Raw genomic sequence first — 13,845 nt, 5'->3', positions numbered from 1 at the left:
TCTTTTTAGACGCGCTAAGGACGCTGTAACACTTTGAATTGCTGCATCCTGAAATCGGATTCCGATTTAAGGAATCATGCAGTAAAGTTTGGAAGGCCTCGCCATCGTGCGGGGCCTTTTTCTATTATCCAGGGCAGTTTCATTCGCGCCGCCTACTCCATTGTGTTTATTCATCCGAAGCAACAAAGAGTTGCATTAAAGTATAATTAGATGCAGATTTCGCTGATGGTGGAGGGGCCGGAAAATGACTGCAAAATATGACATGAAGAAGCTCGTGGAAGAAATCTATGCTGTGCGTGACCGCGGCGATGTCGAAGCTACACTGGCGCTGATCGGCGAGGATTGCACCTTTCGCATGGTCGGCAATACACGGCTGGCGCCTTTTTCAACTGAATCAAGCGGGCATGCTTTTCGCCAAGCGATAACCCAGCTTATCACAGTGTGGGATCTATCGAATATCAGGACAGCCGGCATCTATGTGGACGAAGATGAGCATATGGTCTTTGCCCACCGCGAAGGCGAGGTCAGGCACATCCCATCGGGCGTGAGCTTCCATACGGAATTCGTCGACAAGATCCATTTCCGAGATGGGAAACCCGTCAAGATCGTCGAATTCGTCGACACGCTGCAAGTGGCCGAGACGACCCAGATGATCCAAGTCGCTTAAACGGCCGCTAAATTCGGAGCCTTCAAAGCGCGTTGTCAAACTTGATTCAAGCGACGCGCTTTAGCGGCATGCATTGGCTTAGAGTTTGATGCCGCCATGTTTTCGGGCGTCATCCGCGTTCAAGAATTACCGCTCAATGCGCTGTCAGTTGCGCGACTTTCCTGACATGGCTGACGGCTGCGGCGCCGCCGGCGGTCTGKGTGAAGAGGTGGAGCGTTTCTTCTTCGTCGTCGGCAACAGGCGTCAGGGCCTGATCCATATAGGTCTTCGACTTCGCATCCCTTGAAATCAGGAATGCCGAAATCGTCAAGCCAATGATCGTGCCGGCGAGCGAAGCATGTTTTCTGAAGGTTTCCCAGGCAAAACGCGGCCAGAAGACCAGCGGATTCTCGCGCGGCAGGTCCGGGCGCCGCTCCGACGGCGTCTTCAGGCGCAGCAGGCCGCTTTGCAGCGGATGCACGTTTTCCAGCGGCACGGTGGTCGCGAAGGAGACGAGAACCTTGACGAGCCTTGCCAGCGGTACCCCCGTCGCCACGGCACGGCGCAGCAGCGTCTTCATATGATCAGGCGAATAATAGAGCGACCAGGCCTCGTGGTAGATGTCTTCCCATTCCTGCTTGCTCATTTTGGGATGCGCGGTGCAGACGTGCTCGACATCATAGATATTGAGATCGGCATCCATCTCGATGCCCTTCTTCCACAGGACCTGATGGTCCTCGGAACCGGGCAGCGGCGTCAGGATGAAGAATTCGATGACGTCGAGCGGCAGCTCTTCCTGGATGATCGTGATGTCGCGGCGGATCGATTCCGGCGTATCGGCCGGGAAGCCCAAGATATAACCGGCAAGCGTCATGATGCCCTGTGCCTTCCAGGCGAGCAGCATCTTGCGGTATTCAGTGATCTTGTTCTGGTTCTTCTTGGCGGCGGTCAGATTGTCCGGATTGACGTTTTCGAGGCCGATGAAGACGCGGGTGACGCCGGCGCGCCTGGATTTCTCGATGAAGTTGGGGATCTTGTGGCAGAGCGTGTCGACTTGGATCATCAGGCCGAGCGGAATGCCGTCCCGCTCCTTGAGCTCGATCAGCCGGTCGAAGATCGCTTCCCAATCCTTGTTGCGGGCGAAATTGTCGTCGGTGATGAAGAATTTGTGGATGCCCTGCGCCCAGTTCATCCGCACCAGTTTCTCGACGTCGTCGGCCGAACGGAAGCGTGACTTGCGTCCCTGCACATTGATGATGGTGCAGAACGAGCACTGATAGGGACAGCCACGCCCGGCATCGAAGCTGGTACTGAGCCCGAGCGTGCGCTGGATATTGTCCTTCGGCAGGAAGGGAACCGGCGTGCCGCCGATGCCGGGAAGGTCGTTCATGAAATTGTAGAGCGGCTTCAGTTCGCCGGCGGCCGCGTCGCGCAGCACCATGTCGAGCCGGCCCTCGGCCTCGCCGGCAAACATCGAGATGCCCATGTCGCGGCAGGCGTCGAGCCCGACCGCTTTGCCATCCAGCATCGACAGGCAGCCGGAAACATGAAAGCCGCCGATCGAAACCGGCAGGCCGGCATCTCGGAACGGCCGGGCGATATCGAGGGCGCGCGGATACTGGTTGGTCTGGACGCCGACGAGTGCGATCATGCCGAAATTGTCGTGGCGCTTGAACTGCGCCAGCAGTCCGGCGACATCGATCCGGGTGTTGGTTTCGTCGATCACGGTGATGTCGATCGCCGTATCGTCGCCGAGCACCTTGCGCTCGGCACATTCGGCGGCGATGCCGTAAAGAGCCGCAAGCGAATTGGAGGGGATCATCGCCCGCCACCAGCGGATGACGTAGCCATCATCGTCATAATGCGACGGCTTGATCAGGATCAGCTGAAAACGTCGGCGCGCAGCTTCTAAGACATGGGACAAGAGTATCTATCTTTCTTTAGAAGCTTTTGCCCGAAGGCAAAATGGCGTTGAAGGCATATGGCAGGCACGACACATCAATGCGATTTAGGAGGTCAAACTAAGGCGTAAAAAACGGCACGGCGCGCAAACGCTCCGCGAAGTGTATCATTCCTCAATATACTACCCGATATCGAGCAGCAATGCGCGATGGTCGGAGACTTCGGGTGCCACGACCACTTCGAATTTGGCAACCTTCACCTCCGGTGTCACCAGCATGTAGTCGGCAAAGCGGCCCTGCTTCAGATAGTAGGAGGTTCGCGTGTCTACAAGGCCGTATCCGGTGACGAGATCGGAAAGCCCGAGTCTGGCAAGAATCGTAAAGGTCGAACTGTCGGGCAGCACGTTGAAATCGCCGCAGACGACGAGCCTTTCGTCGCCGGGCCAGACGCGCTCGATGAGCCTGATCAGCGCTACGGCCTGCTCGTCGCGCGCTGCGGTATCGCCCTTGCCTGCGGGATCGCGCAGGCCATGCATGTGGGCGATAGTTATGGTTGAAGCATGCTCATGGCTGAAAAGGCGGATGCAATGGGCGTTTCGCGGCCGCGGATGTTCGCCCCAGCCATCAGCGGAAAAACGGCCATGCACGAAGTCCAGCCCCTGGGCGATGACGGAGTGGGTTTTGCGCACGAAGGTCGCCAGCCCGAATTCGGCGACAATGACGGTATCGCCATCGAAAAGCTCGCCTTTCGAGGTCGGGCAGAAGAAGCCGTCGTGGCCGGGCAGGGCGGCGCTGATCTCGGTAAAGAGATTGAAGCGCTGCGGCAACTCGACATCGCCGTCCCGATAGACCGACCAGYCGCAGCCCGTCCCGGCGCCCGCAGCACCTCCTGCAGGCACAGCACATCCGGATCGGCCTCGGTGACGTAGGTAATCAGGGCCTCATGCAGCCTGCCGCCCCATGCGTTCAGCGAAATGATGCGCAATGTCGTTCCCGGATTTGCTGTCTACGCGACGGACTTAGAGTTCCGACTTGATGTCGCCCATCCGGTTCCAGGCATCGAGCCCGGCGATCTTGTAGGCTTCGGCGAGCGTCGGGTAGTTGAAGGTGTTTTCGACGAAATATTCGACGGTCCCTTTGAGATTGAGCACCGCCTGGCCGATATGCACCAGCTCGGTGGCGCCTTCGCCGACGATATGCACGCCGAGCAGGCGGCGCGTCTTCAGCGAGAAGATCAGCTTCAAAAGCCCGGTGTCGAGGCCCATGATATGACCGCGTGACGTCTCGCGGAAGCGGGCGATGCCGCATTCATAGGGAATGCCGCGCTCCTTCATCTCTTCTTCGGTCAGGCCGCAGGTCGAAATCTCCGGCACGGCATAGATGCCGTAGGGGAAATATTTCGGCGGTTCCTTGGCGACCGCGCCGATCGCGACGCGGGCGGCGATGCGGCCCTGTTCCATCGAGGTCGAGGCAAGGCTCGGAAAGCCGACGACGTCGCCGGCGGCATAGACATTGGCAACCGATGTCTGGAAGGTTTCCGGATTGACCTTGAGACGGCCGCGGCTGTCGGCCTCGAGGCCGATGGCCTGAAGGTTCAGCGCATCGGTCGCCCCCATGCGGCCGGCGGCGAAAAGCACCATGTCGGTCGTCAGGCGCCGGCCGCTGTCGAGCGTCAGCTCGACCTTGCCATTCTCAAGCGTCTCSACCTTGTCGGCCTTCTGGCCGAGCAGCAGCTTCATGTTGCGGTCGCGCAGCTGGTAGGTAAAATCCTCGATGATTTCCTTGTCGATGAAGTCGAGCATTGTCGCCTTCGGGTCGATCACGGTGACAGCCGTGTCGAGCGCGCTGAAGATCGTCGCATATTCGATGCCGATGACGCCGGCGCCGATGACAACCATCGATCGCGGCAGGTCCTGGATGTCGAGCAGTTCGTCGCTGTCAAGCACGGTCTTGCCGTCGAAGGGTATGTAATCGGGGCGGAAAGGCTTTGTGCCGACGGCAAGCAGCACGCTGGCGCCGGTGACCTGCGTGGTCTCACCGTCATCCTTGATCACCTGCAGCGTCGACGCATCGATGAAGCTCGCCTTGCCGCGAATATGCTGCACGCGGTTGCGGGCGAACTGGTGTTCAAGCACCTCGACCTCGTGGTTGAGCGTAATCAGCAGGCGGCGGCGCAGGTCATCTGCACTGATCTCTTCCTTGACGCGGTAAGACCGGCCGTAGAAGCCGCGTTCGCGCCAGCCGGAAAGATTAAGTGCGGTCTCGCGCAGCGTCTTCGAGGGGATGGTGCCGGTGTGCACGGACACGCCGCCGACGCGCTTGCCCTGCTCGATGACAAGCACTTTCTTGCCGAGTTTTGCCGCTTGGATCGCGCCGCGGCGCCCTGCGGGACCGCTGCCCACCACAACGAGATCGTACTGAAGCATCATCAAGCCCCGGATTGGAAAGGAATCATTTTGCGACGCAAAATGTCGCCCGTCCATCGTTAGCCGGTCAATGTTACAGATTGTTTTACAGCCGCCGATTCCGCCGGACCTGTGCCTTTCAGATCAGCTTCAGCCCCTTCAGGCTGACATGGCCATCCCTGCCGATGATGACGTGGTCGTGGACGGTGATATCGAGAGCCTTGGCCGCATCGATGATCACCTTCGTCATGTCGATGTCGGCGCGCGACGGTGTCGGGTCGCCGGACGGATGGTTGTGCACCAGGATCATCGCCGTTGCCGAAAGCTCGAGCGCGCGTTTCACCACCTCGCGCGGATAGACCGGCGTGTGGTCGACCGTGCCGCGACCTTGCACCTCATCGGCGATCAGCACATTGCGCTTGTCGAGGAAGAGGATGCGGAACTGTTCGCGTGTCTCGTGCGCCATGGCGGCATGGCAATATTGGATGACCGAAGACCACGAAGACAGGACCTGCTTGCTCCTGAGCTCGCTCTTCAAGGTCCGGTGGGCGACAGTCGAGATCAGCTTCAGGTCGAGCGCCACGGCCTCGCCGACGCCCTTTACCTCGGTCAGCAGCGCCGCAGGCGCACCGAAGACGCCGGAGAGCGAGCCGAACCGCTCGATCAGCGCCTTGGCGATCGGCTTGGTGTCGCGCCGCGGGATCAGGCGAAAAAGCAGCAGCTCGAGGATTTCGTAGTCGGCAAGCGCGGTGTCGCCCAGCTCACGGAAGCGGTCACGCAACCGCTCGCGATGGCCATGATAATGTTCATGGCCGGCAAGCGAAGCGGGCAGGGCGGTCCTGGCATTTGGTGCGGACGGTTTCTGCGGTCGTCCGCCAAAGAATGAGCGTTCGTCGGCGGCAATGGGCTCTTGCGTCTCGAAAGGCAGCTCGTCGTCGGAAGATGTCGAAACGGGGCCTTTCGCCATCGAATCGTCACCCGTTGTGCGATGGCAGACCGGGGCGGTCGAGCCCACCCGGCGACAGCGTGAAGATCTCGCAGCCATCGGAGGTGACACCGACGGTATGTTCGTACTGGGCCGACAGCGAGCGGTCGCGGGTGACCGCCGTCCAGCCGTCGGCGAGCACCTTCACATGCGGCCGACCGAGGTTGATCATCGGCTCGATGGTGAAGATCATGCCTTCGCGCAGCTCCGGCCCCTCGTTGGCGCGGCCGTAGTGCAGGATATTCGGCGAATCGTGGAACAGCCGGCCAACGCCATGGCCGCAGAAATCGCGCACCACCGAACAGCGTTCGGCTTCCGCATAGGTCTGGATCGCCTCGCCGATCGCGCCGGTGCGGGCGCCGGGCCTGACGGCGCCAATGCCGCGCATCAGTGATTCATAGGTGACCTCGAGCAGCCGCTCGGCAGCACGCTTGACGACGCCGACGGGATACATCCGACTGGAATCCCCATGCCAGCCGTCGAGCACGAAGGTGACGTCGATATTGACGATATCGCCGTCACGCAGCGGTTTGTCGTTCGGAATACCGTGGCAGACGACGTGATTGATCGAAGTGCAGGTCGATTTTGTGTAACCGCGATAATTCAGCGTCGCCGGATAGGCGCCATGATCCATGCCGAAATCGAAGACGAACCGGTCGATTTCATCAGTCAGCAGGCCGGGCTTGACGATGTCGGCAAGCGCATCGAGGCAGCGCGCGGTCAGCTGGCATGCCCTGCGCATACCCTCGAATGCTTCAGCGTCATAAAGCCGGATGGCGCCCGTATTCTTCGGGGGCGCGGTAGAGGCTTCGATATAGTTCACCATTGCAGGGCCTTAGCGGAGATTGTTAGATTTGTTCATAATGCAGCTATGCCGGGTTCGTCCATCACGATCAACCGCCAGGACGAGATTTCTAGACAGATCCGATCAGTCCAGCGTGCAGCTTTCCACATCCGTTCGACGGACAATCAACGGTCCGGCTGGAATATCCACAATCTTCCCAAAGGGATAGGATTGATTGCATGAAGCCTCCCCGCTACTCACCGATTGGTGACAGCGGGGAAGGGTCGGTCATGCTGAATGAAGCGGTAAATCTTGAAAATTCACCCGGGGTCGACGGAGAGCCGGAACGGCGCGTGCGTGATCGCGGCGCCACCGAGCGCGCAATCCTTGCCGCAGCCAAGGGCCTGCTGGCCGAGGAAGGCTTCCAGAATTTCGGCATCAATGCGGTTGCCCGCCGCGCTGGTTGCGACAAGCAGCTGATCTATCGCTACTATGGCGGCCTCGACGGCTTGGTCGAGGCGATCGGCGCCGATCTCGGCACATGGGTGAAGGATCGAATCCCGGAAGACGCCGGCGGCATGTTCCTGCTCACCTATGGCGACCTGATGGAGCGGCTGTCGCTTCTCCTCCTCGACGCCTTGAGAAACGATCCGCTGATGCGCCGCATCCTCGCCTGGGAGATTTCTGAAAACACCGAACAGGTGAGGCGGCTGTCGGAAGCGCGTTCGAAGGCGCTCGCCCTCTGGCTCGAGCGCATGCGCGGCTCGCTGGCGCCGCCGAAGGGCGTGGATGCAGCAGCGGTCAACGCCGTCATCATCGCTGCGATCCAGCACCTCGTGCTGGCCGCCGCAGCCGGCGGGCAGTGCGCCGGCCTGTCGCTGAAGACATCAAAGGACTGGGAGAAGGCGGCGACGGCGCTGAAGCGCATCGTGCGCGGCGTCTACGGCTGAGATCTACTCATCCACAGGGGGGCGGGCCTGCGTTAACCCTAACAAATGGTTTACATTGCGCAGGGCTGGTTAAGCCGACAGTGTGGCGGTGAGCAGAGATGTATGAGTAGAGCCCCGAGTTGACGCCCATGGCAACCAAGATCGCTAAAGCCGCGTTTCTGGTGACGGCGATGATGTTTTTCGCAGTCCTGGCGCTGGATATCGCACTTCCGACGCTGGTGCTTTGCATTATGGCATTGTCGACCTGGTTGGTCTCTCTCGATCTGCCCGTGGCGCGCAAGCATGGAGGAGAGGCCGCATGAAGTGGTTTCTGATCTTCTGGGCCGGCCCCATCGTCTTTCTGGGCGGATGGTATTGGCTCTCCTATTACGACATGAGTTTCGGCATCTTCATGTTCACGCGGCAGGTTCATGACCTGACCTTCGAGCTTTACGGCAAGGCGCTCGGCATTCCGCCGGAGACCATCCCGCCGCTCGTTGCCCGCGCGATCGCGGTGGACAGCCTCGTCGTTTTCGCCATCCTTGGCCTGCGGAAGCGGAAGTCGATCATCGCCTGGTGGAAGGCGCGTCAGGCGCTGAATTCATCTCCATCAGACCTTGCCAGCAAGGAAAGCCTGTCGAGCGCGCCCTGAAGGATGAAGCTTGCGGCGGCCGAATCGATCCGGTCGGCCCGCTTGGCGCGCGAGACGTCCATTTCGAGCAGCGTCCGTTCGGCGGCGACCGTCGATAGCCGCTCATCCCAATAGACAAAAGGCAGCGCCGTCTTCTGCTCCATATTGCGCACGAAGGCGCGCGTTGCCTGCACGCGCGGACCTGCTGATCCATCCATGTTCATCGGCAGGCCGATGATAAAGCCTGCGACCTTTTCCGCTATCGCGAAGTCGAGCAGCGCCTGGGCATCGATGGTGAACTTGACGCGGCGGATCACCGTGCGCGGCGTGGCGAAGCGCCGCCCGAGATCGGACATCGAAAGCCCGATCGTCTTGGTGCCGAGATCGAGGCCGGCAATTGCCTGTCGCGGGGCAAGCGTCTCGGCCATTTCCTCGATTGTCAGAACCGTCATCGCCGTTTCATCCCGTCAAAACAAATTGAAGTCGCCGCCGCTTTTCTTTGCGGCCGCATAAGATATGTCCTTAGGGCATGACGCCGAAAAGTGTGAGCGGTTTTCGGACGACATCATGTCCTCATTCTTTGATGTGGCATCGAAACCGGCTTTGCATCACGTAATAAAGGAGACATTTCATGAAGATCACCTGGCTCGGCCATTCCGCCTTCCGCATCGAGACATCAAAGGCGAAGATCCTGCTCGACCCATTCCTCAGCTATAACGCCTCCTTTTCCGGCCAGGATATCAAGGATGTTTCCGCAGGCATCACGCACATCCTGTTGACGCATGGCCATGGCGATCATGTCGGCGATACCGTGGCACTCGCCAAGGAAACCGGCGCCGTCGTTCTCGCCAATGCCGATCTCGCCGCTTGGCTCGGCTCCAAGGGCGTCGACAATATCGAGATGGGCAATACCGGCGGCACGATCGCGCTCGGCAGTTTCTCGGCGACCTTCACCAATGCACTGCACTCCTCCGCCCAGATCACTGAGGACGGCGTCTCGCATGCGCTCGGCAACGCCAATGGCCTGATGCTGCATTTCGACGACGAAGCCTCGATCCTTGCCATGGGCGATACCGATATCTTCTCCGACATGGCGCTGATCAACGAATTGCACCAGCCCGATATCGGTTTCGTGCCGGTCGGCGACCGCTTCACCATGGGCGGCGCGGTGGCAGCACTTGCCTGCCGGCGCTATTTCAACTTCAAGACCGCGATCCCCTGCCATTACGGCACCTTCCCGATCATCGATCAGACGGCCGAAAAATTCATTGCCGGCATGGAGGGATCGCAGACGGATGTGAGGGCGATCAAGCCTTCCGAGAGCCTGTCGATCTGACGAAACCCCGTTGCGTCAGGCGGACATGGCCTTTATAGCGGGTAGGAAAAATCCTATCCGGAGAATGCCATGTCCGTCGATCTTGCCACCGTGAAGCGCGTCGCCCGCCTTGCCCGTATTGCCGTCTCCGAGGACGAGGCAAATCGCATGGTCGGCGAGCTGAACGGCATCCTTGGCTTCGTCGAGCAACTCTCCGAAGTTAATGTCGACGGCGTTGAGGCGATGACGTCGGTTACCCCGATGGCGATGAAGAAGCGGACCGATGAGGTGACCGACGGCAGCAAGGCAGCCGATATCGTCGCCAATGCGCCCGTCACCGACCACAATTTTTTCCTGGTGCCGAAAGTCGTCGAATAAGGCTTCGAAGCCTCTTTCCGACCCTGTTGCCATTTCCAGATCTGAAGCGAAAACACGATGAGCGAACTCACCAGCCTGACCATTGCCGAAGCCCGCCAGAAGCTGCGCGCCAAGGAAATCACCGCGATCGAGCTGACCGAAGCCTATATCTCGGCGATCGATGCGGCCAATGGCCGGCTGAACGCCTATATAAAGGTCACGCCGGATCTCGCCCGCGTCATGGCGAAGAACTCCGACCAGCGCATCGCCACCGGCAAGGCAGGCGAACTCGAAGGCATTCCGCTCGGCATCAAGGATCTCTTTGCCACCGTCGGCGTTCACACCCAGGCCTGCAGCCACATTCTCGATGGTTTCGAGCCGCGTTATGAATCGACCGTCACGCAGAACCTCTGGGATGACGGCGCCGTCATGCTCGGCAAGCTCAACATGGACGAATTCGCCATGGGTTCGTCGAATGAAACATCCTATTACGGCCCGGTGATCAATCCCTGGCGCGCCGCAGGCTCCAACCAGCAACTCGTGCCCGGCGGCTCCTCCGGCGGTTCGGCCGCAGCCGTCGCCGCCCATCTTTGCGCTGGCGCCACCGCGACCGATACCGGCGGCTCGATCCGCCAGCCGGCCGCCTTCACCGGCACCGTCGGCATCAAGCCGACCTATGGCCGCTGCTCGCGCTGGGGTACCGTCGCCTTTGCCTCCTCGCTCGACCAGGCAGGCCCGATCGCCCGCGACGTGCGCGATGCCGCAATCCTTTTGAAGTCGATGGCAAGCGTCGACGCAAAGGACACGACGTCGGTCGATCTGCCGGTGCCGGATTACGAAGCAGCTCTCGGCCAATCGCTGAAGGGCATGAAAATAGGCATCCCGAACGAATACCGTGTCGAGGGCATGCCCGACGAGATCGAAACCCTCTGGCGCCAGGGCATCGCCTGGCTGAAGGATGCCGGCGCCGAGATCGTCGACATCTCGCTGCCGCACACCAAATACGCCCTTCCGGCCTATTACATCGTCGCTCCGGCCGAGGCATCCTCGAACCTCGCGCGCTACGACGGCGTGCGCTACGGCCTGCGCGTCGACGGCAAGGATATCGTCGACATGTATGAGAAGACCCGTGCCGCGGGCTTCGGCAAAGAAGTCAAGCGCCGCATCATGATCGGCACCTATGTGCTGTCGGCCGGTTATTACGATGCCTATTACATCCGCGCCCAGAAAGTCCGCACGCTGATCAAGCGCGATTTCGAACTGGCCTTCGACGCCGGCGTCGACGCGATCCTGACGCCGGCAACGCCGTCGTCGGCCTTCGGCGTTGCCGATGAGAACCTCGCCGCCGATCCGGTGAAGATGTATCTGAACGACATCTTCACGGTGACGGTCAACATGGCAGGCCTTCCCGGCATCGCCGTGCCGGCCGGTCTCGATCACAAGGGCCTGCCGCTCGGCCTGCAGCTGATCGGCAAGCCCTTCGATGAGGAAACCCTCTTCAAGACCGCCCATGTCATCGAGCAGGCGGCCGGCCGGTTTACGCCGGCCAAGTGGTGGTAACGGAGCTAACAATCCGAAAGATAGCGGCTGCCGACCACGAAGCGGTCGGCGCCGTCGGCTTTGCCGCATGGGCCGCCAGCGATGCCTTCGAGGACAGCTATCTCGATCCCGATGTGATTGCCAGGGTGCTGCACGAGTTCGCCATCTTTCCTGAGGAAACGAAAGGTGAGATCTTCATTGCCGAACGGGGCGAGACGATCGTCGGCTGGGGCGCGCGTGAAAACGAACCGAACTATGTGTCCGACCTCTGGGTACACCCCGATCATCAGGGTAAGGGCGTCGGCCGGGCTATCCTGCTTCATTTGTGCGAGGTGATGGCGGCAGAGGGGCTGGCGACTGCCAGGCTCGACACGCATGCCGGGAATGAGGGCGCGATCCGGCTCTACGAACGCTGCGGTTTCATCATCGTCTGGCGCGGCCGCGAATATTCCAAGAGCATGGGCGTGGAACTTGAAAAAGTGCATCTGGAGAAGCGGTTGGCTGACCGATAACGGGAACCAGCAAGGAGGTCTCATGGCGAACAGTGATCTTGCGCAATTGATCGAGGCAGCTGATCGCCTCGCTGCCGGCGGTTTCACCATAGGCCCGGATTGGCAGGCGCTCCACGACATCTGCCAGCGCCACGAAGGCGAACAGCCGTTCGACTGGGGGCACGCCCTTTGCCATCGCATCGAGGGTGATGACTGGAACGCCGATTACTGGTATCGCCGTGCCGGCAAGACGCGCGGCACGGGCTCGATGGCCGACGAGTGGTCGGCGATGCGGACGGAACTCTCTGCAAAGGCTTGAGGCGACACCCTGACCGCGCCCGTTTGAGACGCGATCAGGAGTGCCACTATTACCTGTTGTTCAGCTGTGACCTGACCAGCCTCAGCCCTCTTTCGGTGATCCGGTAGGGCTGGCCGCCTGAGGACTTGATTGCCCTTAGCCGCTTCAGCCTGCGGAAGAGATCGAGGTCGACGCCGGGATAGACCCAGCCGTCGCGGGTGAAGCAACTGACCGCTTCGATCTTCCTGTCGTCGTCGCGGGTAATTTCAATGCGCCCGCCCTGGGCCATGAGATGCAGGATGCGCTGCTCCGTGCGAGAAATGTCCATGTGTTGAGATCCGGTGTCGCGCCCGGCAGGGCGCACAAAAACGATCTGGCGCTCATTCGAACGTCAGGGCTTCGTTTTTCGGGCCCATGCGCGCAAGCGAACTTGCGGGCAGGGCCTTTACCGGGTCTCAGGCAGGCTCAACATAAAACACCTCGATAGGGTTTATTATTCAGCCCGGAAAATTCGGTCAAGAGCGTGGTCTCAGGTCAAAACCAGTCGAAAACCTTACTTTTGGCCGATCATCCCTTTGGAGGTACTGGTAAATTCCGCGACTCAATGGTCTAGTTGAAGGGTAACGCGGAGGTGTCGTTGATCCACATTCGCAATGCCCGCGACGGTGAAGCGGAGCTATTGAGCGAGATCGGGCTCAGGGCCTGGCAAAATGCGATGGCGTCGATCGGCGAATCGGACGCGATGATCGATGCAGCGCGCAACGCCTTTCGGAACTTCGTAGAAAACGACTGGCTGACCATCACCGTTGTCGAGCAGAACGGCCAGGTCGCAGGCTGGGCGGCGCGCGAGGGATTGGACGAAACCATCTCGGATTTCTGGATCGATCCCGCCTTCACCCGCCAGGGCCTCGGTTCGGCCCTTCTCGTCCGCATCGAAAAGGAGATCGCCGATCAGGGCCTCGAGAAGGCGGCGATGCAGACCCATTCCGGCAATAGCGAAGCGATCGGCTTCTTCCAGAAGCACGGCTACAGCATTCACTGGCTCTCGGTTGCCTACAATCCGAAGCTCGACCGAGACGTGCCCTCCGTTGGACTGACGAAACAGCTCGTTTCGGATGGCCAAGGTGGCTATGGGCTGGAATTCTGATGCTTCAAGAATCCTAAAGAAGGAGAGGGCTCCATTGCGGCAGGAACGCCAGCACAGCAATTAGTGCGCCGTGCAGGATCAGGATCGCCGCCAGGATTGACCGGAACGGCTCCTTTCTCGTCTTGTGCCGCAGCAACTGCTGTGCAGCCAGCGCGCCAAGGCTGCCGCCGATCAGCGCAAGGATGAGAAGCGTGCGCTCGCTGATGCGCCACCTGCCGTGGCGCGCCGCCTGCTTGTCCATGAAATAGATCGAAAACACCAAGAGGTTCAGCGTCAGAAACAGCAAGGCCGATTTGAGGATATCGATCATCGTCATCGGGAAACCCTAGCGTGGCTCCGTTAACGAACGGCAAAACCGTGATGCGGACCACGGCGAAAGCCTTGCACCGGCACACCATTTCCTTTACCTCACCAGTG

17 protein-coding genes and 1 pseudogene are annotated in these 13,845 nt (G+C 60.2%); 10 read left to right on the top strand and 8 right to left on the bottom strand.

What is annotated here, in order from left to right; translation table 11 throughout:
• The first annotated feature begins 244 nt into the window (after positions 1 to 244).
• On the top strand, positions 245 to 667 hold the full coding sequence (locus tag AC1D1Z_RS21450) for a nuclear transport factor 2 family protein (RefSeq protein WP_131647058.1): 423 nt from the start codon (positions 245 to 247) through the stop codon (positions 665 to 667).
• A 133-nt stretch (positions 668 to 800) separates the two neighbouring features.
• Here AC1D1Z_RS21450 and AC1D1Z_RS21445 read toward each other — a convergent pair whose 3' ends face one another.
• The 5 genes and pseudogenes from AC1D1Z_RS21445 to map form a co-directional block, all read right to left on the bottom strand.
• Positions 801 to 2,570, bottom strand: a complete 1,770-nt coding sequence (locus tag AC1D1Z_RS21445; RefSeq protein WP_018241813.1) for a B12-binding domain-containing radical SAM protein — start codon at positions 2,568 to 2,570, stop codon at positions 801 to 803.
• Positions 2,571 to 2,729: 159 nt separating this feature from the next.
• Positions 2,730 to 3,532, bottom strand: a pseudogene (locus AC1D1Z_RS21440) (endonuclease/exonuclease/phosphatase family protein).
• Between the two features lie 34 nt (positions 3,533 to 3,566).
• Complete coding sequence (gene sthA / locus AC1D1Z_RS21435; RefSeq protein WP_026188372.1) at positions 3,567 to 4,973, bottom strand: Si-specific NAD(P)(+) transhydrogenase; 1,407 nt, start codon at positions 4,971 to 4,973, stop codon at positions 3,567 to 3,569.
• A gap of 118 nt (positions 4,974 to 5,091) precedes the next feature.
• Complete coding sequence (gene radC / locus AC1D1Z_RS21430) at positions 5,092 to 5,919, bottom strand: RadC family protein (RefSeq protein ID WP_026230553.1); 828 nt, start codon at positions 5,917 to 5,919, stop codon at positions 5,092 to 5,094.
• 7 nt (positions 5,920 to 5,926) lie between these two features.
• Positions 5,927 to 6,763 carry a type I methionyl aminopeptidase gene (gene map / locus AC1D1Z_RS21425; RefSeq protein ID WP_018241817.1) on the bottom strand — a complete coding sequence of 279 codons (837 nt, stop codon included), beginning with the start codon at positions 6,761 to 6,763 and terminating at the stop codon, positions 5,927 to 5,929.
• A gap of 248 nt (positions 6,764 to 7,011) precedes the next feature.
• Here map and AC1D1Z_RS21420 point away from each other — a divergent pair, with 248 nt between their 5' ends.
• From AC1D1Z_RS21420 to AC1D1Z_RS21410, 3 genes are all read left to right on the top strand, one after another.
• Complete coding sequence (locus tag AC1D1Z_RS21420) at positions 7,012 to 7,671, top strand: TetR/AcrR family transcriptional regulator (RefSeq protein WP_018445608.1); 660 nt, start codon at positions 7,012 to 7,014, stop codon at positions 7,669 to 7,671.
• A gap of 128 nt (positions 7,672 to 7,799) precedes the next feature.
• On the top strand, positions 7,800 to 7,973 hold the full coding sequence (locus tag AC1D1Z_RS21415; protein WP_165505476.1) for a hypothetical protein: 174 nt from the start codon (positions 7,800 to 7,802) through the stop codon (positions 7,971 to 7,973).
• Entirely contained in the window at positions 7,970 to 8,302 is a 333-nt protein-coding gene (locus AC1D1Z_RS21410) for a DUF6105 family protein (protein ID WP_018445606.1), read from the top strand. Before AC1D1Z_RS21415 ends, AC1D1Z_RS21410 begins: the two co-directional genes overlap by 4 nt.
• On the opposite strand, the gene ruvX is transcribed toward AC1D1Z_RS21410, so the two are convergent.
• Positions 8,239 to 8,733: a Holliday junction resolvase RuvX gene (gene ruvX / locus AC1D1Z_RS21405; RefSeq protein ID WP_112902808.1), complete on the bottom strand. Its 495-nt coding sequence runs from the start codon at positions 8,731 to 8,733 to the stop codon at positions 8,239 to 8,241. The genes AC1D1Z_RS21410 and ruvX overlap by 64 nt on opposite strands.
• Before the next feature lie 179 nt (positions 8,734 to 8,912).
• On the opposite strand from ruvX, the gene AC1D1Z_RS21400 reads away from it, so the two are divergent.
• From AC1D1Z_RS21400 to AC1D1Z_RS21380, 5 genes are all read left to right on the top strand, one after another.
• Positions 8,913 to 9,617 carry a metal-dependent hydrolase gene (locus AC1D1Z_RS21400; RefSeq protein ID WP_028732035.1) on the top strand — a complete coding sequence of 235 codons (705 nt, stop codon included), beginning with the start codon at positions 8,913 to 8,915 and terminating at the stop codon, positions 9,615 to 9,617.
• Positions 9,618 to 9,686: 69 nt separating this feature from the next.
• Positions 9,687 to 9,974 carry an Asp-tRNA(Asn)/Glu-tRNA(Gln) amidotransferase subunit GatC gene (gatC, locus tag AC1D1Z_RS21395; protein ID WP_003558942.1) on the top strand — a complete coding sequence of 96 codons (288 nt, stop codon included), beginning with the start codon at positions 9,687 to 9,689 and terminating at the stop codon, positions 9,972 to 9,974.
• Between the two features lie 57 nt (positions 9,975 to 10,031).
• Positions 10,032 to 11,513, top strand: a complete 1,482-nt coding sequence (gene gatA / locus AC1D1Z_RS21390; protein WP_018445604.1) for an Asp-tRNA(Asn)/Glu-tRNA(Gln) amidotransferase subunit GatA — start codon at positions 10,032 to 10,034, stop codon at positions 11,511 to 11,513.
• Complete coding sequence (locus tag AC1D1Z_RS21385; RefSeq protein WP_050565061.1) at positions 11,504 to 12,004, top strand: GNAT family N-acetyltransferase; 501 nt, start codon at positions 11,504 to 11,506, stop codon at positions 12,002 to 12,004. The genes gatA and AC1D1Z_RS21385 overlap by 10 nt, the downstream gene beginning before the upstream one ends.
• Positions 12,005 to 12,026: 22 nt before the next feature.
• Entirely contained in the window at positions 12,027 to 12,302 is a 276-nt protein-coding gene (locus AC1D1Z_RS21380; protein WP_018445602.1) for a hypothetical protein, read from the top strand.
• A gap of 49 nt (positions 12,303 to 12,351) precedes the next feature.
• Here the strand turns inward: AC1D1Z_RS21380 and AC1D1Z_RS21375 are convergent, their stop codons facing one another.
• Positions 12,352 to 12,609 carry a YjhX family toxin gene (locus tag AC1D1Z_RS21375; RefSeq protein WP_018241825.1) on the bottom strand — a complete coding sequence of 86 codons (258 nt, stop codon included), beginning with the start codon at positions 12,607 to 12,609 and terminating at the stop codon, positions 12,352 to 12,354.
• A 309-nt stretch (positions 12,610 to 12,918) separates the two neighbouring features.
• Between AC1D1Z_RS21375 and AC1D1Z_RS21370 the strand changes: the two genes are divergently transcribed.
• A complete protein-coding gene (locus AC1D1Z_RS21370) occupies positions 12,919 to 13,428 on the top strand; it encodes a GNAT family N-acetyltransferase (RefSeq protein WP_003558950.1) in 510 nt (169 codons plus the stop codon).
• A 13-nt stretch (positions 13,429 to 13,441) separates the two neighbouring features.
• Here the strand turns inward: AC1D1Z_RS21370 and AC1D1Z_RS21365 are convergent, their stop codons facing one another.
• The gene (locus AC1D1Z_RS21365) at positions 13,442 to 13,744 is read right to left on the bottom strand and encodes a DUF1294 domain-containing protein (RefSeq protein WP_018445601.1); all 303 of its coding nucleotides are present in this window, start codon (positions 13,742 to 13,744) and stop codon (positions 13,442 to 13,444) included.
• Between the last annotated feature and the right edge of the window lie 101 nt (positions 13,745 to 13,845).

The sequence above is a fragment of the Rhizobium sp. P1_E1 genome, assembly GCF_056406015.1.
Note: the sequence above shows the minus strand (reverse complement) of the source record. Positions and strands in the feature narration are given on the sequence as shown.

Bases quoted from the DNA above. Each gene is read 5' to 3' on its own strand.
- AC1D1Z_RS21420 (WP_018445608.1), top strand. From the start codon at position 7,012: ATGCTGAATGAAGCGGTAAATCTTGAAAATTCACCCGGGGTCGACGGA.
- AC1D1Z_RS21375 (WP_018241825.1), bottom strand. From the start codon at position 12,609: ATGGACATTTCTCGCACGGAGCAGCGCATCCTGCATCTCATGGCCCAG.
- AC1D1Z_RS21450 (WP_131647058.1), top strand. From the start codon at position 245: ATGACTGCAAAATATGACATGAAGAAGCTCGTGGAAGAAATCTATGCT.
- AC1D1Z_RS21415 (WP_165505476.1), top strand. From the start codon at position 7,800: ATGGCAACCAAGATCGCTAAAGCCGCGTTTCTGGTGACGGCGATGATG.
- ruvX (WP_112902808.1), bottom strand. From the start codon at position 8,733: ATGACGGTTCTGACAATCGAGGAAATGGCCGAGACGCTTGCCCCGCGA.
- AC1D1Z_RS21380 (WP_018445602.1), top strand. From the start codon at position 12,027: ATGGCGAACAGTGATCTTGCGCAATTGATCGAGGCAGCTGATCGCCTC.
- AC1D1Z_RS21365 (WP_018445601.1), bottom strand. From the start codon at position 13,744: ATGACGATGATCGATATCCTCAAATCGGCCTTGCTGTTTCTGACGCTG.
- AC1D1Z_RS21400 (WP_028732035.1), top strand. From the start codon at position 8,913: ATGAAGATCACCTGGCTCGGCCATTCCGCCTTCCGCATCGAGACATCA.
- AC1D1Z_RS21410 (WP_018445606.1), top strand. From the start codon at position 7,970: ATGAAGTGGTTTCTGATCTTCTGGGCCGGCCCCATCGTCTTTCTGGGC.
- map (WP_018241817.1), bottom strand. From the start codon at position 6,763: ATGGTGAACTATATCGAAGCCTCTACCGCGCCCCCGAAGAATACGGGC.
- gatA (WP_018445604.1), top strand. From the start codon at position 10,032: ATGAGCGAACTCACCAGCCTGACCATTGCCGAAGCCCGCCAGAAGCTG.
- gatC (WP_003558942.1), top strand. From the start codon at position 9,687: ATGTCCGTCGATCTTGCCACCGTGAAGCGCGTCGCCCGCCTTGCCCGT.
- radC (WP_026230553.1), bottom strand. From the start codon at position 5,919: ATGGCGAAAGGCCCCGTTTCGACATCTTCCGACGACGAGCTGCCTTTC.